Below are 22,722 nucleotides of genomic sequence, written 5' to 3'. Positions count from 1 at the left end.
TATAAATTTAATCTATGCCATAGGCGCAAGGCGGGCGCGAGTTGGGCCCCGCCTGCGGCTGCTGTTGCTGTTGCTTCCGCGCTCAACGCGCGTCAGTTCACCGCGACCGGCAAATCCAGCTTCTTCACGCCCGGCAGGTCGCAGGCGTTGATGGCGTCGCAGATCGCGTCGATGGCGGGCATCCGCGTAAAACTTTTGCGCCACGCGAGCACGACGCGGCGATCGGGCACCGGCTCGCCGAACGCGACATAGGACAGCAGGCCCGAGTCGATGCCGCCCGCGTGCGGCTTCACCTCATGCACCGACATGCGCGGCAGCACGGTAATGCCGACGCCGCTCGCCACCATATGGCGGATCGTTTCCAGCGACGACCCCTCGAACGTTTTCTGGATGCCGTCGGCGTTCTGCGAGAAACGCATCAGCTCCGGACACACGCCGAGCACGTGGTCACGGAAGCAGTGACCGCTGCCGAGCAGCAGCATGGTTTCCTGCTTGAGATCGTCGGCGTCGATTTTCGGACGGTTTTCCCACGCGTGACCGGACGGCAGCGCGACGACAAACGGCTCGTCGTAGAGCGGACGCAGCATCAGGCCGGTTTCCGGGAACGGCAGCGCCATGATCGCGACGTCGATCTCGCCCTGCTTCAGCAGTTCGATCAGCTTGAGCGTGTAGTTTTCCTGCAGCATCAACGGCATTTGCGGCACGCGCTTGATCATCTGCTTGACGAGCGTGGGCAGCAGGTACGGCCCGATCGTATAGATCACGCCAAGGCGCAGCGGCCCGACAAGCGGATCTTTGCCCTGCTTGGCGATTTCCTTGATGGCGAGCGTCTGTTCCAGCACCCGCTGAGCTTGCGTGACGATCTGCTCGCCGATCGGCGTGACACTGACTTCGCTGGTGCCGCGCTCGAAAATCTGCACGTTGAGCTCGTCCTCGAGCTTCTTGATAGCGACGGACAACGTCGGCTGGCTGACGAAACACGCTTCGGCGGCCCGGCCAAAGTGCCGCTCGCGGGCAACGGCGACGATGTACTTCAATTCGGTGAGCGTCATTGGGGGACCAATCAGTGCGGTGGATTCGATAGGTTCTAGTTATACACCCATAGGGTCGGTTCGCCAACCGGGTTCGCCGGTTTTCAATATCGGCGAAATACGCCATGCCGCGGCGCCGCCAACAGCAGCGTGTTCAAGCCTTCAGATACTGTTCGCGCGCGCCGAGCCAGCGCGCCAGATGCTGGGCGACGACTTCCGGATATTGCTCGAGCAGCGCCGCGGCCGCCTCGCGCGCGGGCTCGATCAGCCATTGATCGTTTTGCAGGTCGGCGAACCGCAGCATCGCCGCGCCCGATTGCCGCGCGCCGAGAAACTCGCCGGGGCCGCGAATCTCCAGATCGCGGCGCGCGATTTCGAAGCCGTCGGTCGTCTCCCGCATGGTTTGCAGGCGCGCGCGGGCGGTCATCGACAGCGGGCCGGTGTAGAGCAGCACGCACACCGACGCCGCGCTGCCGCGCCCCACGCGTCCGCGCAACTGGTGCAATTGCGCGAGGCCGAAGCGCTCGGCGTGCTCGATCACCATCAGCGACGCGTTCGGCACGTCGACGCCCACTTCGATCACCGTGGTCGCGACCAGCAATTGCACTTCGTTGCGCGTGAAGGCGTCCATCACCGCAGCTTTTTCAGCCGGCGCGAGACGCCCGTGCACGAGGCCCACCTTCAATTCGGGCAACGCCGCGACGAGGGTTTCGTAAGTCTCGACGGCGGTCTGCAATTGCAGCGTCTCGCTTTCCTCGATCAGCGGACACACCCAGTAGACCTGACGCCCCGTCAGCGCGGCTTCGCGCACGCGGCCTATCACCTCTTCGCGGCGCGCGTCGGACACGAGCTTGGTGAGAATCGGCGTGCGTCCGGGCGGCAATTCGTCGATGGTCGAGACGTCGAGATCCGCGTAATACGTCATGGCGAGCGTGCGCGGAATCGGCGTGGCCGACATCATCAGTTGATGCGGCTGAAAATCGCGCGCGCCGTCGGCGGCGTTCTGCGCCTTCGCGCGCAACGCGAGCCGCTGCGCGACGCCGAAGCGATGCTGTTCGTCGACGATCACGAGCCCGAGCCGCGCGAACTCCACCGTGTCCTGAATGATCGCGTGCGTGCCGATCACGAGTTGCGCGGTGCCGAGCGCGGCCGCTTCGATCGCCGCGCGCTTTTCCTTCGCCTTCAGACTGCCCGCGAGCCACGCGACGCTCACGCCGAGCGGCTCGAGCCAGCCGCGCAGCTTGCGCGCGTGCTGCTCCGCGAGGATTTCGGTGGGCGCCATTAGCGCGGCCTGATAACCGGCGTCGATTGCCTGCGCGGCCGCGAGCGCGGCGACAATCGTCTTGCCGCTGCCGACGTCGCCTTGCAAGAGCCGCTGCATCGGATGCGGCTGCGTGAGGTCGAGCGCAATCTCGCCGCCGACGCGCTCCTGCGCCTTCGTCAGCGAAAACGGCAGCGCTTTGAGCAAACGCGCGACCAGCGCGGATTCGTCGCCGAGCTTGCGGCGCGGCATGGCCGGCGCGGCGCGCGTGCGGCGCTCGTCGTGCGCGCGCTTGAGCGACATCTGCTGCGCGAGCAGTTCCTCGAACTTGATGCGCACCCACGCCGGATGCGTGCCGTCGATCAACGCCGTTTCGTCCGATTGCGCGTCCGGATGATGCAGCGTGCGCACCGCGTCCATCAGCGAGGGCACGCCAAGCGGCTGCAACCATTGACGCGCGACGGCCTCGGGCAACAGTTCGGGCAGCGACGTGCGCGACAACGCGTTGTCGATGGACTTGCGCAAATACGCCTGCGTCACGCCCGCGGTGCTCGGATAAACCGGCGTGAGCGCTTGCGGCAGCGGCGTGTCTTCGTCGACGACGCGCACGGCCGGATGCACCATCTCCATGCCGAAAAAGCCGCCGCGCACGTCGCCGCGCACGCGCAGCCGTGCGCCGATCGCCATCTGCTTGACCTGCGAGCCGTAGAAATTGAGAAAACGCAGCACGAGTTCGTCGCCGGCGTCGTCGCGCAGTTTGACGAGCAACTGGCGGCGCGGCCGATAGGCGATCTCGTTGTCGAACACGACGCCCTCGGTTTGCGCGATGCCGCCCGGCAGCAGATGGCCGATCGGCGTGAGGGAGGTTTCGTCCTCGTAGCGCATCGGCAGATGCAGCACGAGGTCGATGTCGCGCGTGAGGCCTAGCTTGGCGAGTTTGTCGACGGGCTTGTCGGCAGCTTTGGCTGCGGGCCTGGCTGCCGATTTGGCTGCCGATTTCTCGGCGGCTTTGGCAGAGCCCGTTCGCGCCGTCCGTTTGCCTTGCGCCGCCGCGCCGCCGCGCGCGACGCCGGGTGCCGGCTCGGCGCTCGCATCATCGGTAGCGGAAGGCAATCGGCGGTCGGACAAAGGCATGGGCTGCTTCGCAAGTACAATATCGGCTGTCAAAAGTATCGAAGGCCGCGCGGCTGTTCGCGGGCTGCGCAAGCGCGCGGGCTCGCGGGCCGCCGCGGCGTCCCGCAATCATAGCCGCCCGGCTCAGGCTTCGGCTCAATTCAGTTTCCATTCGCTTCCAGTCGTTCGCATGTTTACGCTTTCCGATTTCGATTTCGATCTGCCGCCCGAGCTGATCGCGCAAGTCGCGCTGCCCGAGCGCAGCGCGAGCCGGCTGCTTCAGGTGGACAACGCGGCCGACGCCGATCGCGCCGCGCGCCTCATCGACCGCCGCTTCGCCGAATTGCCCGACTGCATTGCGCCCGGCGATCTGCTGGTCTTCAACGATACCAAAGTCCTGAAGGCGCGCTTCCTCGGCCAGAAGGCCAGTGGCGGCAAGATCGAGGTGCTGGTCGAACGCCTGACCGGCGAGCGCACGGCGCTCGCGCAAATCCGCGCGAGCAAGAGCCCGCAGCCGGGCACCACGATCCGTCTTGCCGATGCGTTCGACGTCACCGTCGGCGAGCGCGTCGAGCCGTTCTACACGCTGCATTTTCCCGCCGACTGCCTGACGCTGATCGAGCAGTTCGGGCGGCTGCCGCTGCCGCCGTACATCGAGCACGACCCCGACTCGATCGACGAAGCCCGTTATCAGACCGTGTACGCACAAAATCCCGGCGCGGTCGCGGCGCCCACGGCGGGCCTGCATTTCGACGACGCGCTGTTCGCGCGGCTCGACGCGCACGGCGTGGAGCGCGCGACGCTGACGCTGCACGTCGGCGCGGGCACGTTCCAGCCGGTGCGCGTCGAGAATCTCGCCGAGCACAAGATGCATAGCGAGTGGTATCACCTGCCGCAATCGCTCGCCGACAAGATCGCCGCGACCAAAGCGCGCGGCAATCGCGTGATCGCGGTGGGCACGACGTCGATGCGCGCGCTCGAAGCCGCCGCGCGCGATGCCGAAGCCGCCGGCCGCCCGCTTGCCGCGACGAGCACGGAAACCGATATTTTCATCACGCCGGGCTACCGCTTCCGCGTGGTCGATCGGCTGGTGACGAATTTTCATTTGCCGAAGTCGACGTTGCTGATGCTGGTGTCGGCGTTCGCCGGCGTGGAGACGATCCGCGCCGCTTATCGTCATGCAATCGAACAGCGCTATCGTTTTTTCAGCTACGGCGACGCGATGCTTCTGACGCGGCGCGACGGTTGAGCTAACCCGGCGCTTCTTGTTTTCGTCGTTCCCTGAAGCCGCTGCGAACACTCGCGGCGGCGTTTTCTTATCGCGCCGGACTGTTTTCCGGTAGCACAGGAGTCATTTCAATGACCATCGGTCATCAAACGCAACAGCCCGCGGACGGCCTCAAGTTCGAACTGCTCGGCACCGACGGCCAGGCGCGGCGCGGCCGCGTCACGCTGAATCACGGCGTGGTCGAAACGCCGATCTTCATGCCGGTCGGCACGTATGGCACGGTCAAGGCGGTGCAGCCGCGCGAACTCGAGGAAATGCACGCGCAGATCATCCTCGGCAATACGTTTCACCTCTGGCTGCGGCCTGGGCTCGAAACCATCGGCGCGCATGGCGGCCTGCACGGCTTCATGGGCTGGAAAAAGCCGATCCTCACCGACTCGGGCGGCTTCCAGGTGTTCTCGCTCGGCGACCTGCGCAAGATCACTGAAGACGGCGTGACGTTCGCGTCGCCGATCAACGGGGACAAGCTGTTTCTGTCGCCGGAAGTGTCGATGCAGATCCAGAAGGTGCTGAACTCGGACATCGTGATGCAGTTCGACGAATGCACGCCGTACGCGACCAACAACGTGCCGACCTCGCACAAGGAAGCCGCGGATTCCATGCGCATGTCGATGCGCTGGGCGCAGCGTTCAATCGACGAATTCCGGCGCCTGGGCAATCCGAACGCGCTGTTCGGCATCGTGCAGGGCGGCATGTTCGAAGACCTGCGCGACGAGTCGCTCGCGGGTCTCGCGGAGAAGGATTTTCACGGTCTCGCGATCGGCGGTCTGTCGGTCGGCGAGCCGAAAGAAGACATGATGCGCGTGCTGAATCACATCGGCCCGAAGCTGCCGGCCAACAAGCCGCACTATCTGATGGGCGTCGGCACGCCAGAAGATCTGGTCGCGGGCGTCGCGGCCGGCGTCGACATGTTCGACTGCGTGATGCCGACCCGCAACGCGCGCAATGGCTGGCTCTTCACGCGCTTTGGCGACATCAAGATCCGCAATGCCGCGCACAAGAATTCGCTGCGTCCGCTCGACGAGCAATGCGGCTGCTATACATGCAGAAATTTCACTCGCGGCTATCTGCATCATCTGCATCGTGTGGGGGAAATTCTCGGCGCGCAGTTGAATACGATCCACAACCTGCACTACTACCTGGAACTCATGCAGGAAATGCGCGATGCAATCGACGCGAAAATGTTCGAGCCGTTCCGCAAGCGCTTTCACGAGAACCGCGCGCGCGGCATCGACGACGCGCCATGACGGCGAACGCAATCTGATTGCGGACAAGAATCATCAGACAGCGAGCGAAAAACCTTACAATCCACTTTCGCGGACGGCAAAAATCGGCTTTAAGCGGTTGATCGCAAAGCCGAAACGCCGCGCCGACGCGCGCAATGCCGGTGGTAGAATAACCGGCTGATTTTTTTGATTGAATTGATCTATAACGGAGAGACCAACGTGTCGTTCATTTCCAATGCCTTCGCCCAAGGCACGGCCACAGGTGGTGGCATCGAATCAAACCTGATGAGCTTCCTGCCGCTGATCCTCATGTTCGGCGTGCTGTACTTCATCATGATTCGCCCGCAAATGAAGCGCCAGAAGGAACACCGCAACATGCTCGCCGCCATGGCCAAGGGCGACGAAGTGGTGACGAATGGCGGCATCGTCGGCAAGGTCACCAAGGTGGGCGAGGCTTACGTCGGCGTCGAAATCTCGGAAGGCACGGAAATCACCGTGCAGAAAGCGTCGGTCACGACGATTCTCCCGAAGGGCACGATCAAGTCGCTGTAAGGCCTGCTCTCTCGCGTCCGGCGCGGCCTCGCCGGCGATCCACGCATACCTGACCGGATCGCCCGCGCTCATCGCCGGGCGCATCGCTTTCAAGCCAACCTTCCGTTGGACCACTCATGAATCGTTACCCCCTCTGGAAATATGCCGTGATGCTGGTGGCTTTGGTCATCGGCCTCGTGTACACGCTGCCCAATCTGTTCGGCGAAGCGCCGGCGGTGCAGGTGTCGAGCGGCAAGGCAACGGTCAAGCTCGACTCGACCACGCTCTCGGCAGTCGAAGCCGCGCTCGCAGCCAATCAGATCAAGCCGGAAGACGTCACGTTCGACAACACGTCGGCCAACGCGAACATCCGCGTGCGCCTTGTCGACACCGACATGCAACTGCGCGTGAAAGACCTGCTGCAAAAGTCGCTGAACACCGATCCGAACGACCCGCAGTTCATCGTGGCGCTGAACCTGCAAAGCGCGTCGCCGCGCTGGCTGACCGCGTTGCACGCGCTGCCCATGTATCTCGGTCTGGATCTGCGCGGCGGTGTGCACTTCCTGCTGCAAGTGGACATGGCGGGCGCGCTGAACAAGAAGCTCGACTCCGACGCGTCGGACGCCCGCACGCTCCTGCGCGACAACAATATCCGCGACGGCGGCGTGAACCGCGTCAACCAGACGGTGGTGATCAATTTCGCCGACCAGGCGACGGCAGATGCGGCGGCGAAGCAACTGGGCCGCGGCATCGGCGAGTTGCAATGGGCGTCGCAAAACAGTCCGGACGGCTCGGTGCAACTCGTCGGCACGTTCACGCCGACGGTGCAGAAAGCCGTGCAGGACGCCGCGCTCAAGCAGAACATCACCACACTGCATAACCGCGTGAACGAACTCGGCGTGGCCGAGCCTGTGATCCAGCAGCAAGGCACCGACCGGATCGTGGTCGAACTGCCGGGCGTGCAGGACACGGCGAAGGCGAAGGACATCATCGGCCGCACGGCGACGCTCGAAGCGCGCCTCGCCGATCCGGTCAACACGCATCCGAATCCGTCCGATCCGGTGCCGCCAGGCGACGAACTGTTCACGCAAGGCAACCAGACGCCGGTGCTGCTGAGAAAGCAGATCATCTTCACGGGCGACCGGATTATCGACGCGTCGGCGGGCTTCGACGAACATCAGCGTCCGTCCGTCAACATTCGCCTCGACTCGGCCGGCGGCCGCGCGGTGCGCAGTGTGTCGCGCGACAACATCGGCAAGCCGATGGCGATGGTGCTGTTCGAAAAGGGCAAGGGCGAAGTGCTGACGGTGGCGACCATCCAGTCGGAACTGGGCGACCGCTTCCAGATCACCGGCCAGGCCACGCCGCAAGGCGCCGCCGACCTCGCGCTGCTGCTGCGCGCCGGTTCGCTGGCCGCGCCAATGGACATCATCGAGGAACGCACCATCGGCCCGAGCCTCGGCGCCGACAACATCAAGAAGGGCTTCCACTCGGTCGTGTGGGGCTTCGCGGCCATCGCCGTCTTCATGATTGCGTACTACATGCTGTTCGGCGTGATCTCCATGATCGGCCTGTCCGTGAACCTCTTGCTGCTGGTCGCGGTGCTGTCGATGTTGCAGGCCACGCTCACGTTGCCGGGCATCGCGGCTATCGCGCTCGCGCTCGGTATGGCGATCGACGCCAACGTGCTGATCAACGAACGCGTGCGTGAAGAACTGCGCAACGGCGCGCCGCCGCAACTGGCGATCCAGAACGGCTACGCGCATGCGTGGGCGACGATTCTCGACTCGAACGTCACCACGCTGATCGCCGGTGTCGCGCTGCTCGCCTTCGGCTCCGGTCCGGTGCGCGGTTTTGCAATCGTCCACTGTATCGGCATTCTCACGTCGATGTTCTCGGCGGTGTTCTTCTCGCGCGGTATCGTGAACCTCTGGTACGGCGGCAAGAAGAAGCTGAAGTCGCTGGCCATCGGCCAGGTGTGGCGTCCGGAAACCGCGGCTGCGGGCTCGGGTGCTTACTTGGGTAACGACCTCACAGCAGACGACGCTGCAACCGACACCGCGCAAGCCATGCGCGCGGCAAGCGCAGCCGCCGCCGCGAAGCAGAAAGCGCCGGCCGCAGCCGCGCAGTCGCGCGCGGGCAAGCCGACCGTGCGTCGCCGCAACGCGCCGGGCACGCCGAGCTCGTCGCAGAAACCGGGTTCATCCCGCTGAGTCCCGGAGAACAAGACCATGGAATTTTTCCGCTTTCGCAAAGACATTCCGTTCATGCAGCGTGCGTTGATCTTCAACGCCATTTCGCTGCTGACGTTCCTCGCCGCCGTGTTCTTTCTCGTGCATCGCGGGCTGCATCTGTCGGTGGAGTTCACCGGCGGCACGGTCATCGAAGTACAGTATCCGGGCGCGGCGCCGCTCGACCCGGTGCGCGGCACGCTGAACAAGCTCGGCTATGGCGACGCGCAGGTGCAGAACTTCGGCACCTCGCGCGACGTGCTGATCCGTTTGCCGCTCAAGCAAGGGCTGACGTCCGCGCAGCAGAGCGACCAGGTGATGAGCGCGCTCAAGACCGATACGCCGCAGGTGCAGTTGCAGCGCGTCGAGTTCGTCGGCCCGCAGGTCGGCAAGGAACTCGCCACCGACGGTCTGCTGGCGCTCGCCTGCGTGGTCGTGGGCATCGTGATCTATCTGTCGTTCCGCTTCGAATGGAAGTACGCGGTGGCCGGTGTGATCGCGAACTTGCACGACGTCGTGATCATTCTCGGCTTCTTCGCGTTCTTCCAGTGGGAGTTCTCGCTGTCGGTGCTGGCGGCCGTGCTCGCGGTGCTGGGTTATTCGGTGAACGAATCGGTGGTTATCTTCGACCGGATTCGCGAGACCTTCCGCCGCGAACGCAAGATGACGGTGATCGAAGTCATCAACCACGCGATTACGAGCACGATGTCGCGAACCGTCATCACGCACGGCTGTACGCAGATGATGGTGCTGTCGATGTTCCTGTTCGGCGGCCCGACGCTGCACTACTTCGCGCTGGCGCTGACGGTCGGTATTCTGTTCGGTATCTACTCGTCGGTGTTCGTCGCGGCGGCGCTCGCGATGTGGTTCGGCGTGAAGCGCGAGGATCTGGTGAAGGACAAGAAAGAACGCGTTGATCCGAACGATCCGAATGCGGGTGCGCAGGTGTGATGGCTTATCGGTAACGCGCAGTCCACTGTTGTAATGCAAAAGGCCGGTTCATCGACGAACCGGCCTTTTGCGTTTACCGCGCGATGTCCGCTTACGAGCCTACCGGAACCCCAACTTCCGCCGCGCCGCCACCAGCGACGCCAGGCTCAACAGCGCGGCGAAAATCAGGTAATAACTCGGCGCCGCTTTCGAGCCGGTAAAGCTGATCAGCCACGCGATGATGAACGGCCCGAAGCCGCCGAACACCGTGACCGCGATGTTATAGGCGAGCGACATGCCGGTCGTGCGCGTTTGCACCGGAAACATCTCCGACAGCAAGCCCGGCAGCGCCGCGAAATAGCCGGTCATCAGGAAACCGAGCAGGATTTGCAGCGCGATCAGCGTGCCGAACGTAGGATGCGCGACCAGATAGACGAACGCCGGATAGATCAGCACGAGCAGCAGCACGCCGGAGATCAGCATGATCGTCGTGCGTCCGTGCCGGTCCGACAGATGCCCGACGAGCGGCGCAAACACCATCTGGATCAGGCCGGTCAGTGCGATCGCCGAAAACGCGACCGATGGCGCGAGCCCCAGTTGCTTCACGCCGAAGGTCGGCATGAACAGCACCAGGTAAGTCGACACCGTGCCGAGCACGACCGCGCCGATTGCGATCAGGAGCCGCAGCTTCTGGCTCGTGAAGGTATCGCGCAGCGGCGTCGTAGTGGTTTCCGCGGCGAGAAACTCAGGCGTTTCGTCGAGCTTCGTGCGAATGTACCAGGCAACCGGTCCGATCAGCAGCCCGAAGAAAAACGGCACGCGCCACCCCCAGGCCGCCATCTGCTCCGGCGTCAGATTGCCCGTCAGCACGACGCCGAAACCGGCCGCGAGCAGCGTCGTGAGCCCCTGGCTCGCGACCTGCCAGCTTGCGAAAAAGCCGCGCCGCGCCGGCACATGCTCCGCGAGAAACGCCGTCGCGCTGCCGAATTCGCCGCCGGCCGAGAAGCCCTGCATCAAACGCGCGATGACGAGAATCACCGGCGCCGCAATGCCGATGCTTCGGTAGGTCGGCAAAATCGCGATGATCAGCGTGCCGCCCATCATCAGCAGGATGGACAGCGTGAGCGCCGCCTTGCGTCCGGCGCGGTCGGCGTACGCACCGATCACGATGGCCCCGAGCGGCCGCATGAAGAACGACACGCCGAACGTGCCGAGCGTGAGCAGCAGCGACACGGTGTCGTTGCCGGCCGGAAAAAACAGCTTCGCGATCACCACGGCAAAAAAGCCGTAGACCACGAGATCGAACCATTCCAGCGCGTTGCCGATGGACGCGGCGATCACCGCCCGCCACGAATTTCGCCGGCTTCCCGCAAGGCTTGCTGCAGTCGTTGCGTTCATGCAGATCTCCAGTTCGCGCGAATATTATGGATGCGAGCCGACGCCCGATCTCGCCGCATTGGATGCGCGCACAACCAATGCGGTGCCAGCGCTCTATGTACCCGAAAAATTAAAGCGGCGCGAGTGCGAAATGTCGAACCGGCCTCACATAACGCCTCGATCGCCTTCGATTTCCGGCGACGCCATGAAAAAGCCGCTTCGTCGCGAAAGCGACGAAGCGGCCGGAACAGCGGTAAAACGCGCGGTGAAACGGACCGTTTGCTTTTTGATGCGCCGCGACCGCGGCATCATCTCAAGCGCAACCGCAAGCGGCAGGCGCAAGCGGGCAGGCGCCCGCTGCGCCCTCACCAGCGCTTATTGCTTGATGCCCTCAGCCTGGATATGCAGCTTCGTCTCCATGCTGAAGCCGTACTTGCTGCCGAAATCCATGCCGTAATCCGCGCGATTGAATTGCGCGCTCGCCTCGACGCCGCACACTTCGCGCTTGAGCACCGGGTGCTGCATGCACTTGAACGACTCCACCTTCAGATTCAGCGGCTTCGTCACGCCGTGCAGCGTCAGGCTGCCGACCACTTCCGACGGCTTGTCGCCGTCGAACTTGATGTCGGTGCCTTTGTACGTCGCGGCGGGAAACTTAGCGACGTCGAAGAACTCCGCCGTCTTCAGGTGATCGTCCAGCTTGCCGTTGCCGGTGGAAATCGACGCCGCATCGACGTTCACTTCGACTGTGCCGGTCTTGGCCGCGCGGTCGAGCGTGACCGTGCCCGAGCTTTTCGTGAACTTGCCGCGCCACACCGACAGGCCGCCGAAGTGGTCCGCCTCGAAACTCGGATAGGTGTGAGTCGGGTCGAGCTGATAGGTGTCGGCGGCGGCGAATGCGCCAAGCGAAACGCAGGAGGCCAATGCACCGGCGGCGATCAACGTGGATGTCTTCAATTCATGCTCCCAGTCAGGTAAGAACGGCTGCGCTCAACGCGCAGCGCAAGTCACTTGCGTGCGGCTACGATATGAAACTTGATGACGACGTCGTCGGCAACCACGGACGTGTCTTTCCACTCGCCCGTGCCGATGTCGAATTGCGAACGCTTGATCGGCAACGAGCCGTCGAACGCCTGCGTCGCGCCCTGCTGCGTCACGGTAACGGGCACCACGACCGTCTGCGATTTGCCCTTGATGGTCAGCTTGCCCGTCACCTTGTACTGATTGCCGCCGGCCGGCGCAATCGCGCTCGAAACGAAGGTCGCGCTCGGATAGGTCTTCGCGTCGAACCATTCCTTGCCGCGGACCTGATCGTTATAGCTCTCGTCGCCGAGATCGTAGCTCGCCACGTCGATGTTCAGTTGCGCGCTGCCCTCGGCGGGCTTGGCCGGATCGAACTTGACCTGCGCGGTGAATTTGCCGAACTTGCCTTCGACCGGCACGTTCATCTGCTTCGAGGTAGCCGTCACCGAACTCTTCGCGGTGTCGACCTGGGCCAGCGCGCCGCCGGCCGCGGTCAGCGAGGCTGCGGCAAACGCCGCCAGCATGTAGCGATAAAACGAGACCTTCATGGTGGTCCTTATTTGAGGAAGGGAATCATGCGCGACAGCAGCCCGTCGCGGTCCAGCCACTGATGCTTGAGCGCCGCCGCGACGTGCATCGCGACCAGCGCCAGCAACGTGTAATTCAACACGATGTGGACGTTCTTGAGCAGTTCCTTCAGATGCGGGTCCGGCGCGATCAGCCGCGGCAGCGGAATCAGCCCGAGATAGACGACCGGCACGTTCGCCGCCGAGCTATACAGATAACCGGAGACGGGAATCGCAATCATCAACGCATACAGCAGCAGATGCACGAGATGGGCGGCGCCGCGCTGCCAGGCGGGCATGCGGCGCGGCATCGCCGGGGCGCCGTGCGTCGCGCGCCACAGAATGCGCACGACAGCGAGCGCGAACACGGTCACGCCGATCCACTTATGCCACGAAAAATAGCGCAGCTTGGTCGGCGTGAAACCGGGAATGTCGGTCATCACCCAGCCGAGCGCGAAGCCGCAAACGATCAGCAGCGCGATCAGCCAATGAATCGCAATGGCGGTCCGCGTGTACGACTCCCGGCCGCCGAATGAAGGATTGTGTGCCATGACAGGTCAACGCTTGCTAAGAGAGGTTAACGGCGCGGCACCCCCGGCTATTCCCCGCCGATGTAAAGTCCATCGCCAAAGTGCCGGGCGCCGCGGCCTTCGAGACGCACCAGGCCGCCATGCTACCCGAAGCGCAAAAAGCTGGCTGCGGCAAAGCGAAATTGACCGAAGGACGCCTTCACGTTCCCGGATCAGCCGGTTGAACAATTGGGGACGGACGCTGTCAGAACCGTTGCCCGCCAAGCGTTTCGCGCTCACCGGCGCGGCGCGGCAATGCCTTTTGGTACTATTGCTCCACGAATTTTTACAGACCCGCCGAATCGGCTACATTGCGACCCGCATTGCAACCAGTATTGCCACCGAAATTGCGACCGGCATTGCACGCTCACTTACATATCGTTGGCCCGCTGCCGCATGGAACATGACAACCTGATCGCGTGCCATGAATGCGATACGCTGTTCCGCAAGCCACGGCTTGTCGGGCGCAAAGTCGCCCGCTGTCCGCGCTGCGGCGCCACGCTCTACGCGGGCGTATCGCGCAAGCTCGACGGCATCAGCGCCATGACGCTCGCCGCGCTGATCACGTTCCTGATCGCGCAGGGCTTCCCCATCGTCGAGCTGGAGACTAACGGCATTACCTCGCAGACCACGCTGTTCGGTGCGCTCGTCGCGCTGTGGAACGAGAACATGCAGATCGTCGCCGTCATGGTGTTCTGCTCGACGATTCTCTTTCCGCTCACCGAACTCGTCGCGCTGCTCTACGTGCTGGTACCGCTGCGCGCCGGCTATGTGCCGGGAGGCTTTAACCGCGTGTTGCGCGCGATCCAGTTCGTGCGGCCCTGGGGCATGATCGAAGTGTTCATGCTCGGCGTGCTCATCACGATCGTGAAGATGGTCAGTCTCGCGCGCGTGATTCCGGAAGCGGCGCTCTTCGCGTTCGGCGCGCTCACGCTGATGTTCGCCGTGGTCGTCACGTTCGATCCGCGCATTCTGTGGGATCTCGCCGACGAACTCGGCGCGCGCGGCCAGCGGCCGCTGCCGCGCACGTCGGCCGACAGCGCGGCAGCCGCGCTCGGCTCGATGGCCGGCCCGCCCGCGCCGCCGCTGCTGCAAGCCGGCGACGAAGCCGACTCCAGCCGCGACACACGCAGCGACCCAGGCCGCGGCACAAGTCCCGGCGCCCCGCCGGCCTCCAATCGAGGATGACCCGCGCGATGAAATACGTCACCGCAAAACGCGCGGGGCTCGTGGCCTGCCATGCGTGCGGACGCGTCGAGCCGCGCATCCGCTCGGTCACACCGCAGCACTGCGGGCGCTGCGGCGCGCATCTGCACTCGCGCAATCCCGACAGCCTGATGCGAACCTGGGCGCTGCTGATCGCCGCGGCCTTGCTGTATATTCCGGCAAATTTGTTGCCGGTCATGCACACGTCGTCGCTGCTCGGTTCCGAAGACGACACCATCATGAGCGGCGTCGTTTATTTCTGGACCTCCGGCGACTGGCCGCTCGCGGTGATCGTGTTCATCGCCAGCATCATGGTGCCGATGCTGAAGCTGAGCGTGCTCGTGCTGCTCACCGTCACCGCGCAGCGACGCTCGCGCTGGCGGCCGGAGCAGCGCACGACGCTCTATCGGATGGTCGAGCGGATCGGCCGCTGGTCGATGCTCGACGTGTTCGTCGTCACGCTGACCGTGGCGCTCGTGCGTTTCAAATCGCTTGCCGTGATCACGGCCGGCCCCGGCGCGATTGCGTTCGGCTCGGTAGTGATCCTGACGATGATGGCCTCCATGCAATTCGATCCACGGCTCATCTGGGACCACGTGGACGGCAGTACCCAAAAACCTCAGGACCTCGAACATGACTAGCCCGCCAGGACCGACGCCCGCCTCCGATGCGCCGCGCAACGATTCGAACGGACCGAAGCTGCCGCCCCAACTGCCCGACCCCGACATCGAGCCGCGCAGCCGCTGGCTGCCGTCGCTCGTCTGGGTGATCCCTCTGATTGCCGCGCTGATCGGCATTGCGCTCGTCATCAAGTCGGTGACGGAAAAAGGCCCGACCATCACGATCAGTTTCATCAGCGCGGAAGGGCTCGAGCCTGGCAAGACCAAGGTCAAGTACAAGGACGTCGACGTCGGCGCGGTCAAGTCGATCACGTTGTCGAAGGATCTTTCGCACGTGCTCGTGCAGGTGCAGTTGACGAAGGAAGGCGAAGACTTCGCGGTCAAGGATTCGCGCTTCTGGGTCGTGCGGCCGCGCGTGGGCGCGAGCGGCGTGTCGGGCCTCACCACACTGCTCTCCGGCGCCTATATCGGCGCGGACGCCGGTCATTCGCCGGACAGCGAGAAGAACTTCGTCGGCCTCGAGACGCCGCCGCCGATTACCGGCGACCAGAAGGGTCATCAGTTCATTCTGCATGGCGATTCGCTCGGCTCCATCGACATCGGCTCGCCGATTTTTTATCGCCGCGTGCAGGTCGGCCAGGTGGTCGGCTTTTCGCTCGACAAGGACGGCACCGGCGTGACCATGCAGGTGTTCGTGTCCGCGCCGTTCGACCAGTACGTCGGCACCAATTCGCGCTGGTGGCATGCGAGCGGCGTCGATCTGCGGCTCGATTCGAGCGGCTTCAAGCTGAACACGCAGTCGCTCGCGACGGTGATCGTCGGCGGCTTGTCGTTCCAGTCGCCGCCGGGCCAGGGCGTGGGCGCGCAGGCGCCGAACAACATGACGTTCCGCCTCGGTTCCGACGAAGGCGACGCGATGCGCGAGCCGGACGGCGTGCCGCTGCGCGTCGTGATGAACTTCAACCAGTCGCTGCGCGGTCTGTCGGTCGGCGCGCCGGTCGATTTCCGCGGCATCGTGCTCGGTCAGGTGACCAACATCGGCATCGACTACGATCCGAAGACGCGCAGCTTCACGATGCCGGTGACGATGAACATCTACCCTGACCGCCTCGGCAAGCGCTTCCGCGAAACCGCGCCGACGCCGGGCAGCCTCGCCGGTCAGACGCTGCTGCAACAACTCGTCAAGCACGGACTGCGCGGCCAGTTGCGCACGGGCAATCTGATCACGAGCCAGTTGTACGTCGCGCTCGATATTTTCCCGAAGGCGCCGCCGGCCACCGTCGACGTAGCCAGCGACCCGCTCGAATTGCCGACCATTCCGAACACGCTCGACGAGCTGCAATTGCAGGTCGCCGACATCGCGAAGAAGCTCGACAAGGTGCCGTTCGATCAGATCGGCAACAACCTGAACAGCGCGCTGAAGAATGCCGATCAGCTCTTCAAGCGACTGGACACGGAAGTCGTGCCGCAAGCCCGCGACACGCTGGCCGCCGCGAAGCAGACCTTCGGCTCGGCGGAGGCGACGTTGCAGCAGGACTCGCCGTTGCAGTCGGATGTGCATCAGGCGTTGCAGGAATTGACGCGCACGTTGCAGTCGCTGAATGCGCTGTCGGATTATCTCGAGCGCCACCCGGAATCGTTGTTGCGCGGTAAAGCAGGAGACAAGCCATGATGTTCGTTCGACTCCCCCGTTTGTCGCGCGTAGTGGCGCGCAGCGCTGTTCGTGCCGGTGCGCTCGCCGCGGTGCTGGCGGTCGCGGCGTGTGCGTCGCCGAGTAGCCGGTTTTATACGTTGGGCGATGTGAATGGCGCTGCGTCCGCTGCGGCTTCAGACTCACGGACGTCGGCGGCGCCTGCGTGGCTGATCGAAGTCGCGCCTATCGATGTGCCGCCGCAAGTCGCGAAGACTCAGCTCGTCGTGCAGACGGGACCGACGCAGGTCAAGGTGCTGGAAGAAGATCGCTGGGCGTCGCTGCCCGGCGATGAATTGCGCCGCGCGTTGTCGACCAGTCTCACTCAGCAACTCAATACGATCGATGTGTACGGGACGGCTTATTCCGATGCGACGCCGGTGTATCGCGTGAGCATGAATGTGCAGCGGTTTGAGTCGTGGCCTGGGTCGCATGCGCTGATCGATGCGGTGTGGAGTGTGCGGGCGGTGCGCAGTACTGCTGTGATGACTTGCAGGAGTGTTGTTAGTGAGCCTGTCGGTGGTGGGTATGATGCGCTTGTTGATGGGCATCGGCGGGCTTTGATGCGCGTTTCTGGGCAGGTGGCTGCTGCGTTGCAGGCTATGGCTGCTGCTGCGGGTTCTGCTTCTGCTTCGCAGGGGGGGAAGGCGAGTGCTCGCGGTAGTGTGCCGGGGTGTCCTGCTTTGGATGCGGGTGTTGCTGGGCGGTGATTGGTTTTTGTGCTTTTCACGTTGGTTTTTTTGCTTTCTTTTTTTGCCTTTCCTTGAATTCGTTGTGGTCTATTCGTGTTGCCCCTGTGCGGGGCGGCACTTACTTTCTTTGCCGCCGCAAAGAAAGTAAGCAAAGAAAGCGGGCTTACACCGCTAGCTTATAAATGGAGCCCCTTGCTCGGCGTGGGCAGTGGTGCGCCTTACATCCGTGCTCTCGCGCACTCCGCACTTGTGACAAGGCAGTCATGCTTCCCGACTCGCACTCGTGCTCGTCGGAAGGGTTCGCTGTGGTGTCTGTTTCGCTCTTCGCTCTTCGCTCTTCGCTCTTCGCTTTTCGCTTTTCGCTTTTCGCTCTATTGAAGGGTCAGCGCTCGCTCATTGCGTTGGTTGCTTTGGGTCGGGGCCGAAGCGGTTTTGGCCTCGCGTTCCCTCGAAGCAGGCAAACACCAGGTTGGCGACGGGGCAAAGGGCCCACCAACCGCTTCGGTTGGAATCGTGCATGCGACGAACCAGCGCCGCCAGGCCCGGAAGGAACACCAGCAAGGGATAAAGGTTGCGCCAGAACCTGGACTCTTCCAGATCGAGGATGACCAGCACGACTCCGTAGGCAATCCCGATGATTACGTTGAACAGCAGGAACATCCAGTATTCCTTGCGACGCGCTCGTCCACTGAATTCAACGTACTTCGAAAGCACTAGCAGATACCATTTCATGTTTTTCTCTTTCTGATAGAAACGACCGAAAAAACCGCGCGCCGTGACGGACGCCACGCGATAGATGCCATTAAGACCGTGGAAACGTGTGCAGCACTGGTTGCGACGGCTGTGCAGCTCTGACCAGACTTCCACGTGGCACCCAATACAAGACTACGCCGGCGAGAACGGGATAGGCGCGGGACATTTCGCAAGACAACAGGCGCGATTTCCGGTCGTGCGCGAAGCGGCGTGCGCGCCGGAAGCAACCCTCCCGGCGAGCACGCAGTGCGAGGCGGGAAGAATGACTGCCTTGTCACGGGCGTCGAATGTGCGAGGGCACGGATGTCAGGCGCACCACTGCCGCCTCAGAACTGGGGGAGCCATCTATAAGCTAGCGGTGTGAGCCCGCTTTCTTTGCTTACTTTCTTTGCGGCGGCAAAGAAAGTAAGTGCCGCCCCGCACAGGGGCAACGCCGATAGACCACCGAGAAAACAAGGAAAGGCCAAAGCAAGCCAGGTGCAACACAAATAGACCACCGACAAAAAACAAGAAAAGGCCAAAGGGCCAAAAAGCACCCCCCACACCCCACCGCGTACAATACCCCCTTACCCACAGCCCACCGGCTAGCCCCTCCATGTCCTTCGATTTCTTCCTCCCCTGCCCGCGCGGTCTCGAAGCCGCGCTCGCCTCCGAACTCGCCGAGATCGCCGCGAAGCATCTGCACGGCGCGCCGTTCGCACCCGGCTCGCAAGTCCCCGGCGGCGTGCATTTTCGCGGCGGCTGGGCAGCCGGCATGGCGGCCAATCTGCATTCGCGCCTCGCGAGCCGCGTGCTGCTGAAAATCGCGCATCGTCCGTATCGCAGCGAGCAGGACATCTACGCACTCGCCGTCGAACAACGCTGGGAGCAATGGTTCTCCGCGAACGAAACGCTGCGCGTCGACGTCACCGCGATCAAGTCGCCGCTGCGCAGCCTCGAATTCACCACGCTGCGCGTGAAGGACGCGATCTGCGACCGTCTGCGCGAAGTCAGCGGCGCGCGCCCGAACATCGACACCGCGACGCCCGACGTGCGCGTGTTCGCGTTTCTCACCGCGACCGACTGCACGCTTTACCTCGACACCTCCGGCGACCCGCTCTTCAAGCGCGGCTGGCGCCTCGACAAGGGCGCGGCGCCGCTGCGCGAAAATCTCGCGGCGGGCATTCTGCGGCTGACGGGCTGGAGCGCCGGCACGCCGCTATACGACCCGATGTGCGGCAGCGGCACGTTCCTCGCCGAAGCCGCGCAGGTCGCGCTCGACATCGCGCCCGGCGCCGAACGCCGCTTCGGCTTCGAGAAGCTCAAGCAGTACGACAGCAAAACCTGGCAGACGCTGAAGGCCGCCGCGCTCGACGCCAAACACGCCGCCCGCAACTCGCGCGCCGACTTGCAGATTTTCGGCAGCGACATTTCCGGCGACATGCTCGACAAGGCGCGCGCGAATTTCCAGCGCGCCGGCTTGCCGACCATTCCGCTCAAACAGGTCGACGCGCGCGGCATGACGCCGCCGACATCGGCGCCGGGCATTCTCGTCGCCAATCCGCCGTATGGTGAGCGGATCGAAGTGCGCGGACGCAACGCGCGCGGCGAAATCCGCGAAGGACGTGAAGGACGCAGCCGCGACAACCGCGAGGACGACAGCTTTCGCCGCGCCCAGGAAGAAGCGCCCGACAGCGAGTTCTTCCAGTCGCTCGGCGACGCGCTCAAGCAGCGCTTCACCGGCTGGCACGCATTCATCCTGACGTCGGATCGCAAGCTGCCGGGCCAGTTGCGCCTGCGCGAATCGACGAAGACACCGCTCTTTAACGGAGCGCTCGAATGCCGGCTGTTCCGCTTCGATCTGATCGCGGGCAGCGTGCGTCAGCGGCCGCAAGGCGATACGCCTGCCGGTTAAGACAAGCGGCAAGCGACAAACAACAAGCGCCAAGCAAACGCAGCCAGAAACAAACCGCGGCCACACACAGTGCCGCGGTTTTTTCTCACCTCGCCCATCCGCACGATCGCACGACCCAGCCCGACCGCCCCACCCTACTGACACCACGCTGTCAGCAGCACCCCCGCACACTCCTCCTCACGCCATCCGGCGATTTATCCGGCCTACCGCCATCCACAGGAGAGTGTCATGTCCGCATCGTCCAAAGTTGTTGCATGGTTCGAAATCCCGTCCGTCGATTTCGACCGCGCCGTGCGCTTTTATGAAGTCGCGCTCGACGTGAAGCTGAACCGCCAGGAAATCGGCGGCCAGCCCATCGCCGTGTTCGGCTACGAAGAACCGGCGACGGGCGGCGCGATCGTCCACAGCCCGTCGATGACCCCGAACGGCGACGGCGTGCTCGTCTACCTGAACGCGCAGCCGACCGTCGACGCTGCGCTCGCCCGCATCGAAGAAGCCGGCGGCAAGACCGATGGACCGGTCATCAAGCTGCCGCAGGACATCGGCTATATCGCGTTTTTCATCGACAGCGAAGGCAATCGCCTCGGCCTGCATTCGCGCACCAACGGCTAACCGCGCTGCGGACAGCGGCCATCGAACGGGTAACGCCCGCGCGGGCGACACACGCATCGAACCCGCCGTCCGAACGCTCACCTGAGCATCCACTCAAACGCTCGCGCGAACGCACACCCAAGCGCTGAACCCAACGCTAACCCGAACGCTGACCGGAGCGCGGCATGCGGCGCTATCATCGCGGGACTGTCCCTGTCCTCTTCTACAAGACGCCCACGATGACGCGCCGCGCCGACCGTCTGTTCCAGATCGCCGAATTGCTGCGCGGCCGGCGTTTGACCACCGCGCAGCAACTCGCCGACTGGCTCAACATCTCGCTGCGCACCGTCTATCGCGACGTTCGCGACCTGCAGCTATCCGGCGTGCCGATCGAAGGCGAGGCCGGCATCGGCTACCGGCTGAGCCGCAGCGCGAGCCTTCCGCCGCTCACCTTCACCGCCGATGAACTCGCGGCGCTCGCCGCCGGCGCGCGCATGCTCGAATCGTGGGGCGGCGCCGGCTTCGCGAGCGGAGCGCGCGGCGCACTGGCCAAGATTGCGTCGGCCATGCCCGCAGACAAGCGCGCGTCCCTTGAAAGGCTCGCGATCTTCGCGCCGTCGTTCCACATCAAAAGCGATTTTTCGACGCAGCTCGACACGCTGCACCGCGCGATCGACGCGCGGCATGTGGTGAGCTTTGCGTACACGGATGCCAACGGCGCGGCGACGGAGCGGCGCGTGTGGCCGCTCGCACTCGCCTATTGGGGCGCGCGCTGGACGCTTGGCGCGTGGTGTGAATTGCGCGGCGATTTCCGCAACTTCGGGCTCGAGAAGATCCAGCAACTCGAAGTGCGCGAGCCGTATCCCGATCAGGAAGGCCGACGGCTCGCGGATCTGCTACGGCATGTGAACGCCAAACCGAAACAGAAGTGAGCATTACGCGGCGCAGACCTTCGCGCGCCGCGCAATTTATCGCGTGTTATTCGACCGCCTTGACCATGTCCTCGATCACTTTCTTTGCGTCGCCGAACACCATCATCGTCTTGTCCATGTAGAACAGATCGTTGTCGAGCCCCGCGTAACCCGCCGCCATCGACCGCTTGTTGACGATCACCGTGCGCGCTTTATAAGCCTCGATGATCGGCATGCCCGCAATCGGCGACTTCGGATCGTTCTTCGCGGCCGGGTTCACGACGTCGTTGGCGCCGAGCACGAGCACCACGTCGACCTGACCGAACTCGCCGTTGATGTCGTCCATTTCGAACACCATGTCGTACGGCACTTCGGCTTCGGCGAGCAGCACGTTCATGTGACCCGGCATGCGTCCCGCGACCGGGTGAATCGCGTACTTCACCTCGATGCCTTTCTCCACGAGCTTGTCGGTCAACTCCTTCAACGCATGCTGCGCGCGCGCAACGGCAAGGCCATAACCCGGCACGATGACGACGGTTTCTGCGTTGCCGAGCATGAACGATGCGTCATCGGCAGAACCCGATTTCACCGGACGCTGCTCAGCCGATCCGCCCGCCGCAGCCGCGCCCGGCTCGTTGCCGAAGCCGCCGAGAATCACGTTGAAGAACGAGCGGTTCATCGCGCGGCACATGATGTACGACAGAATCGCGCCCGACGAGCCCACCAAAGAGCCCGCGATGATCAGCATCGGATTGTTCAGCGAGAAGCCGATGCCCGCCGCCGCCCAGCCCGAATACGAATTGAGCATGGACACGACGACCGGCATGTCCGCGCCGCCGATCGGAATAATGATCAGCACGCCGAGCACGAACGCGATCAGCGTCATGATGATGAACGGCAGCCACGACTGCGTGAAAAAGAAGATCACGCCGAAGCCGAGCATCGCAATCGCGAGCATCAGGTTGATCAGATGCTGACCCGCATAGACGACCGGCGCGCCCTGGAATAACCGGAACTTGTACTTGCCCGACAGCTTGCCGAACGCGATCACCGAGCCGCTAAAAGTAATTGCGCCGACGAACGTGCCGATGAACAACTCGACGCGATTGCCATAAGGCAGAAAGCCCGGCACCGGATTCTCGGGATCGATCAATCCGAATGCCGCCGGCTCCGACACCACCGCATACGCGATGCACACCGCCGCGAGACCGATCAGCGA

Annotated in this window: 21 protein-coding genes; 13 read left to right on the top strand and 8 right to left on the bottom strand. The window is 63.7% G+C overall.

Annotated elements, in window-relative coordinates; genetic code table 11:
• Positions 1–92: 92 nt before the first annotated feature.
• On the bottom strand, positions 93–1,052 hold the full coding sequence (locus AB6809_RS24180) for a LysR substrate-binding domain-containing protein (RefSeq protein ID WP_006047911.1): 960 nt from the start codon (positions 1,050–1,052) through the stop codon (positions 93–95).
• Between the two features lie 133 nt (positions 1,053–1,185).
• Positions 1,186–3,426: an ATP-dependent DNA helicase RecG gene (gene recG, locus AB6809_RS24175; protein WP_006047912.1), complete on the bottom strand. Its 2,241-nt coding sequence runs from the start codon at positions 3,424–3,426 to the stop codon at positions 1,186–1,188.
• 169 nt (positions 3,427–3,595) lie between these two features.
• Between recG and queA the strand changes: the two genes are divergently transcribed.
• The 5 genes from queA (at position 3,596) to secF (ending at position 9,632) form a co-directional block, all read left to right on the top strand.
• Positions 3,596–4,654, top strand: a complete 1,059-nt coding sequence (gene queA, locus AB6809_RS24170; RefSeq protein WP_006047913.1) for a tRNA preQ1(34) S-adenosylmethionine ribosyltransferase-isomerase QueA — start codon at positions 3,596–3,598, stop codon at positions 4,652–4,654.
• Between the two features lie 110 nt (positions 4,655–4,764).
• The gene (tgt, locus tag AB6809_RS24165) at positions 4,765–5,940 is read left to right on the top strand and encodes a tRNA guanosine(34) transglycosylase Tgt (protein ID WP_006047914.1); all 1,176 of its coding nucleotides are present in this window, start codon (positions 4,765–4,767) and stop codon (positions 5,938–5,940) included.
• 198 nt (positions 5,941–6,138) lie between these two features.
• Positions 6,139–6,471, top strand: coding sequence for a preprotein translocase subunit YajC (gene yajC, locus AB6809_RS24160; RefSeq protein ID WP_006047915.1), 333 nt, complete (start codon positions 6,139–6,141; stop codon positions 6,469–6,471).
• A gap of 116 nt (positions 6,472–6,587) precedes the next feature.
• On the top strand, positions 6,588–8,663 hold the full coding sequence (gene secD, locus AB6809_RS24155) for a protein translocase subunit SecD (protein WP_006047916.1): 2,076 nt from the start codon (positions 6,588–6,590) through the stop codon (positions 8,661–8,663).
• A gap of 18 nt (positions 8,664–8,681) precedes the next feature.
• Positions 8,682–9,632 carry a protein translocase subunit SecF gene (gene secF, locus AB6809_RS24150; protein ID WP_006047917.1) on the top strand — a complete coding sequence of 317 codons (951 nt, stop codon included), beginning with the start codon at positions 8,682–8,684 and terminating at the stop codon, positions 9,630–9,632.
• A 99-nt stretch (positions 9,633–9,731) separates the two neighbouring features.
• On the opposite strand, the gene AB6809_RS24145 is transcribed toward secF, so the two are convergent.
• The 4 genes from AB6809_RS24145 to AB6809_RS24130 form a co-directional block, all read right to left on the bottom strand.
• Positions 9,732–11,009 (bottom strand): MFS transporter, encoded by a 1,278-nt coding sequence (locus tag AB6809_RS24145; RefSeq protein WP_029970443.1) that lies wholly within the window; start codon positions 11,007–11,009, stop codon positions 9,732–9,734.
• Between the two features lie 354 nt (positions 11,010–11,363).
• Complete coding sequence (locus AB6809_RS24140) at positions 11,364–11,945, bottom strand: YceI family protein (protein WP_006047919.1); 582 nt, start codon at positions 11,943–11,945, stop codon at positions 11,364–11,366.
• A 50-nt stretch (positions 11,946–11,995) separates the two neighbouring features.
• Positions 11,996–12,559, bottom strand: coding sequence for a YceI family protein (locus AB6809_RS24135; RefSeq protein WP_006047920.1), 564 nt, complete (start codon positions 12,557–12,559; stop codon positions 11,996–11,998).
• Between the two features lie 8 nt (positions 12,560–12,567).
• Positions 12,568–13,128: a cytochrome b gene (locus tag AB6809_RS24130; RefSeq protein ID WP_029970446.1), complete on the bottom strand. Its 561-nt coding sequence runs from the start codon at positions 13,126–13,128 to the stop codon at positions 12,568–12,570.
• A gap of 199 nt (positions 13,129–13,327) precedes the next feature.
• Here AB6809_RS24130 and AB6809_RS24125 point away from each other — a divergent pair, with 199 nt between their 5' ends.
• The 5 genes from AB6809_RS24125 to AB6809_RS24105 are packed head-to-tail and all read left to right on the top strand — an operon-like array spanning position 13,328 to position 17,372.
• The gene (locus AB6809_RS24125) at positions 13,328–13,561 is read left to right on the top strand and encodes a hypothetical protein (RefSeq protein ID WP_171800372.1); all 234 of its coding nucleotides are present in this window, start codon (positions 13,328–13,330) and stop codon (positions 13,559–13,561) included.
• Entirely contained in the window at positions 13,543–14,334 is a 792-nt protein-coding gene (locus AB6809_RS24120; RefSeq protein WP_029970447.1) for a paraquat-inducible protein A, read from the top strand. Before AB6809_RS24125 ends, AB6809_RS24120 begins: the two co-directional genes overlap by 19 nt.
• A gap of 8 nt (positions 14,335–14,342) precedes the next feature.
• A complete protein-coding gene (locus AB6809_RS24115) occupies positions 14,343–14,993 on the top strand; it encodes a paraquat-inducible protein A (RefSeq protein ID WP_006047923.1) in 651 nt (216 codons plus the stop codon).
• The gene (locus AB6809_RS24110) at positions 14,986–16,644 is read left to right on the top strand and encodes an intermembrane transport protein PqiB (protein WP_029970448.1); all 1,659 of its coding nucleotides are present in this window, start codon (positions 14,986–14,988) and stop codon (positions 16,642–16,644) included. Before AB6809_RS24115 ends, AB6809_RS24110 begins: the two co-directional genes overlap by 8 nt.
• Positions 16,641–17,372: a PqiC family protein gene (locus tag AB6809_RS24105; protein WP_029970449.1), complete on the top strand. Its 732-nt coding sequence runs from the start codon at positions 16,641–16,643 to the stop codon at positions 17,370–17,372. Before AB6809_RS24110 ends, AB6809_RS24105 begins: the two co-directional genes overlap by 4 nt.
• Positions 17,373–17,747: 375 nt before the next feature.
• Here AB6809_RS24105 and AB6809_RS24100 read toward each other — a convergent pair whose 3' ends face one another.
• A complete protein-coding gene (locus tag AB6809_RS24100) occupies positions 17,748–18,221 on the bottom strand; it encodes a DUF805 domain-containing protein (RefSeq protein ID WP_344676340.1) in 474 nt (157 codons plus the stop codon).
• Positions 18,222–18,702: 481 nt separating this feature from the next.
• Here AB6809_RS24100 and AB6809_RS24095 point away from each other — a divergent pair, with 481 nt between their 5' ends.
• The 3 genes from AB6809_RS24095 to AB6809_RS24085 all read left to right on the top strand — a co-directional run bounded on the left by AB6809_RS24095 (position 18,703) and on the right by AB6809_RS24085 (position 21,524).
• Positions 18,703–20,001 (top strand): class I SAM-dependent RNA methyltransferase, encoded by a 1,299-nt coding sequence (locus AB6809_RS24095; protein WP_029970451.1) that lies wholly within the window; start codon positions 18,703–18,705, stop codon positions 19,999–20,001.
• A 228-nt stretch (positions 20,002–20,229) separates the two neighbouring features.
• Positions 20,230–20,613: a VOC family protein gene (locus tag AB6809_RS24090; RefSeq protein WP_029970452.1), complete on the top strand. Its 384-nt coding sequence runs from the start codon at positions 20,230–20,232 to the stop codon at positions 20,611–20,613.
• A 164-nt stretch (positions 20,614–20,777) separates the two neighbouring features.
• On the top strand, positions 20,778–21,524 hold the full coding sequence (locus AB6809_RS24085; RefSeq protein WP_006047929.1) for a YafY family protein: 747 nt from the start codon (positions 20,778–20,780) through the stop codon (positions 21,522–21,524).
• Positions 21,525–21,570: 46 nt separating this feature from the next.
• Here AB6809_RS24085 and AB6809_RS24080 read toward each other — a convergent pair.
• A partial coding sequence (locus AB6809_RS24080; RefSeq protein ID WP_371027348.1) for an NAD(P)(+) transhydrogenase (Re/Si-specific) subunit beta occupies positions 21,571–22,722 on the bottom strand: 1,152 nt, incomplete at its 5' end.

The organism is Paraburkholderia sp. RCC_158 (assembly GCF_041355255.1).
In the GTDB taxonomy this organism is placed as follows: domain Bacteria; phylum Pseudomonadota; class Gammaproteobacteria; order Burkholderiales; family Burkholderiaceae; genus Paraburkholderia; species Paraburkholderia graminis.
This window is presented reverse-complemented; position numbering and strand designations above follow the sequence as displayed.

Coding starts and splice junctions, on each gene's coding strand:
- AB6809_RS24085 (WP_006047929.1), top strand. CDS start 20,778: ATGCGGCGCTATCATCGCGGGACTGTCCCTGTCCTCTTCTACAAGACG.
- queA (WP_006047913.1), top strand. CDS start 3,596: ATGTTTACGCTTTCCGATTTCGATTTCGATCTGCCGCCCGAGCTGATC.
- AB6809_RS24180 (WP_006047911.1), bottom strand. CDS start 1,052: ATGACGCTCACCGAATTGAAGTACATCGTCGCCGTTGCCCGCGAGCGG.
- secF (WP_006047917.1), top strand. CDS start 8,682: ATGGAATTTTTCCGCTTTCGCAAAGACATTCCGTTCATGCAGCGTGCG.
- AB6809_RS24090 (WP_029970452.1), top strand. CDS start 20,230: ATGTCCGCATCGTCCAAAGTTGTTGCATGGTTCGAAATCCCGTCCGTC.
- AB6809_RS24095 (WP_029970451.1), top strand. CDS start 18,703: ATGTCCTTCGATTTCTTCCTCCCCTGCCCGCGCGGTCTCGAAGCCGCG.
- tgt (WP_006047914.1), top strand. CDS start 4,765: ATGACCATCGGTCATCAAACGCAACAGCCCGCGGACGGCCTCAAGTTC.
- secD (WP_006047916.1), top strand. CDS start 6,588: ATGAATCGTTACCCCCTCTGGAAATATGCCGTGATGCTGGTGGCTTTG.
- AB6809_RS24145 (WP_029970443.1), bottom strand. CDS start 11,009: ATGAACGCAACGACTGCAGCAAGCCTTGCGGGAAGCCGGCGAAATTCG.
- AB6809_RS24120 (WP_029970447.1), top strand. CDS start 13,543: ATGGAACATGACAACCTGATCGCGTGCCATGAATGCGATACGCTGTTC.
- AB6809_RS24115 (WP_006047923.1), top strand. CDS start 14,343: ATGAAATACGTCACCGCAAAACGCGCGGGGCTCGTGGCCTGCCATGCG.
- AB6809_RS24110 (WP_029970448.1), top strand. CDS start 14,986: ATGACTAGCCCGCCAGGACCGACGCCCGCCTCCGATGCGCCGCGCAAC.
- recG (WP_006047912.1), bottom strand. CDS start 3,426: ATGCCTTTGTCCGACCGCCGATTGCCTTCCGCTACCGATGATGCGAGC.
- AB6809_RS24130 (WP_029970446.1), bottom strand. CDS start 13,128: ATGGCACACAATCCTTCATTCGGCGGCCGGGAGTCGTACACGCGGACC.
- AB6809_RS24105 (WP_029970449.1), top strand. CDS start 16,641: ATGATGTTCGTTCGACTCCCCCGTTTGTCGCGCGTAGTGGCGCGCAGC.
- AB6809_RS24135 (WP_006047920.1), bottom strand. CDS start 12,559: ATGAAGGTCTCGTTTTATCGCTACATGCTGGCGGCGTTTGCCGCAGCC.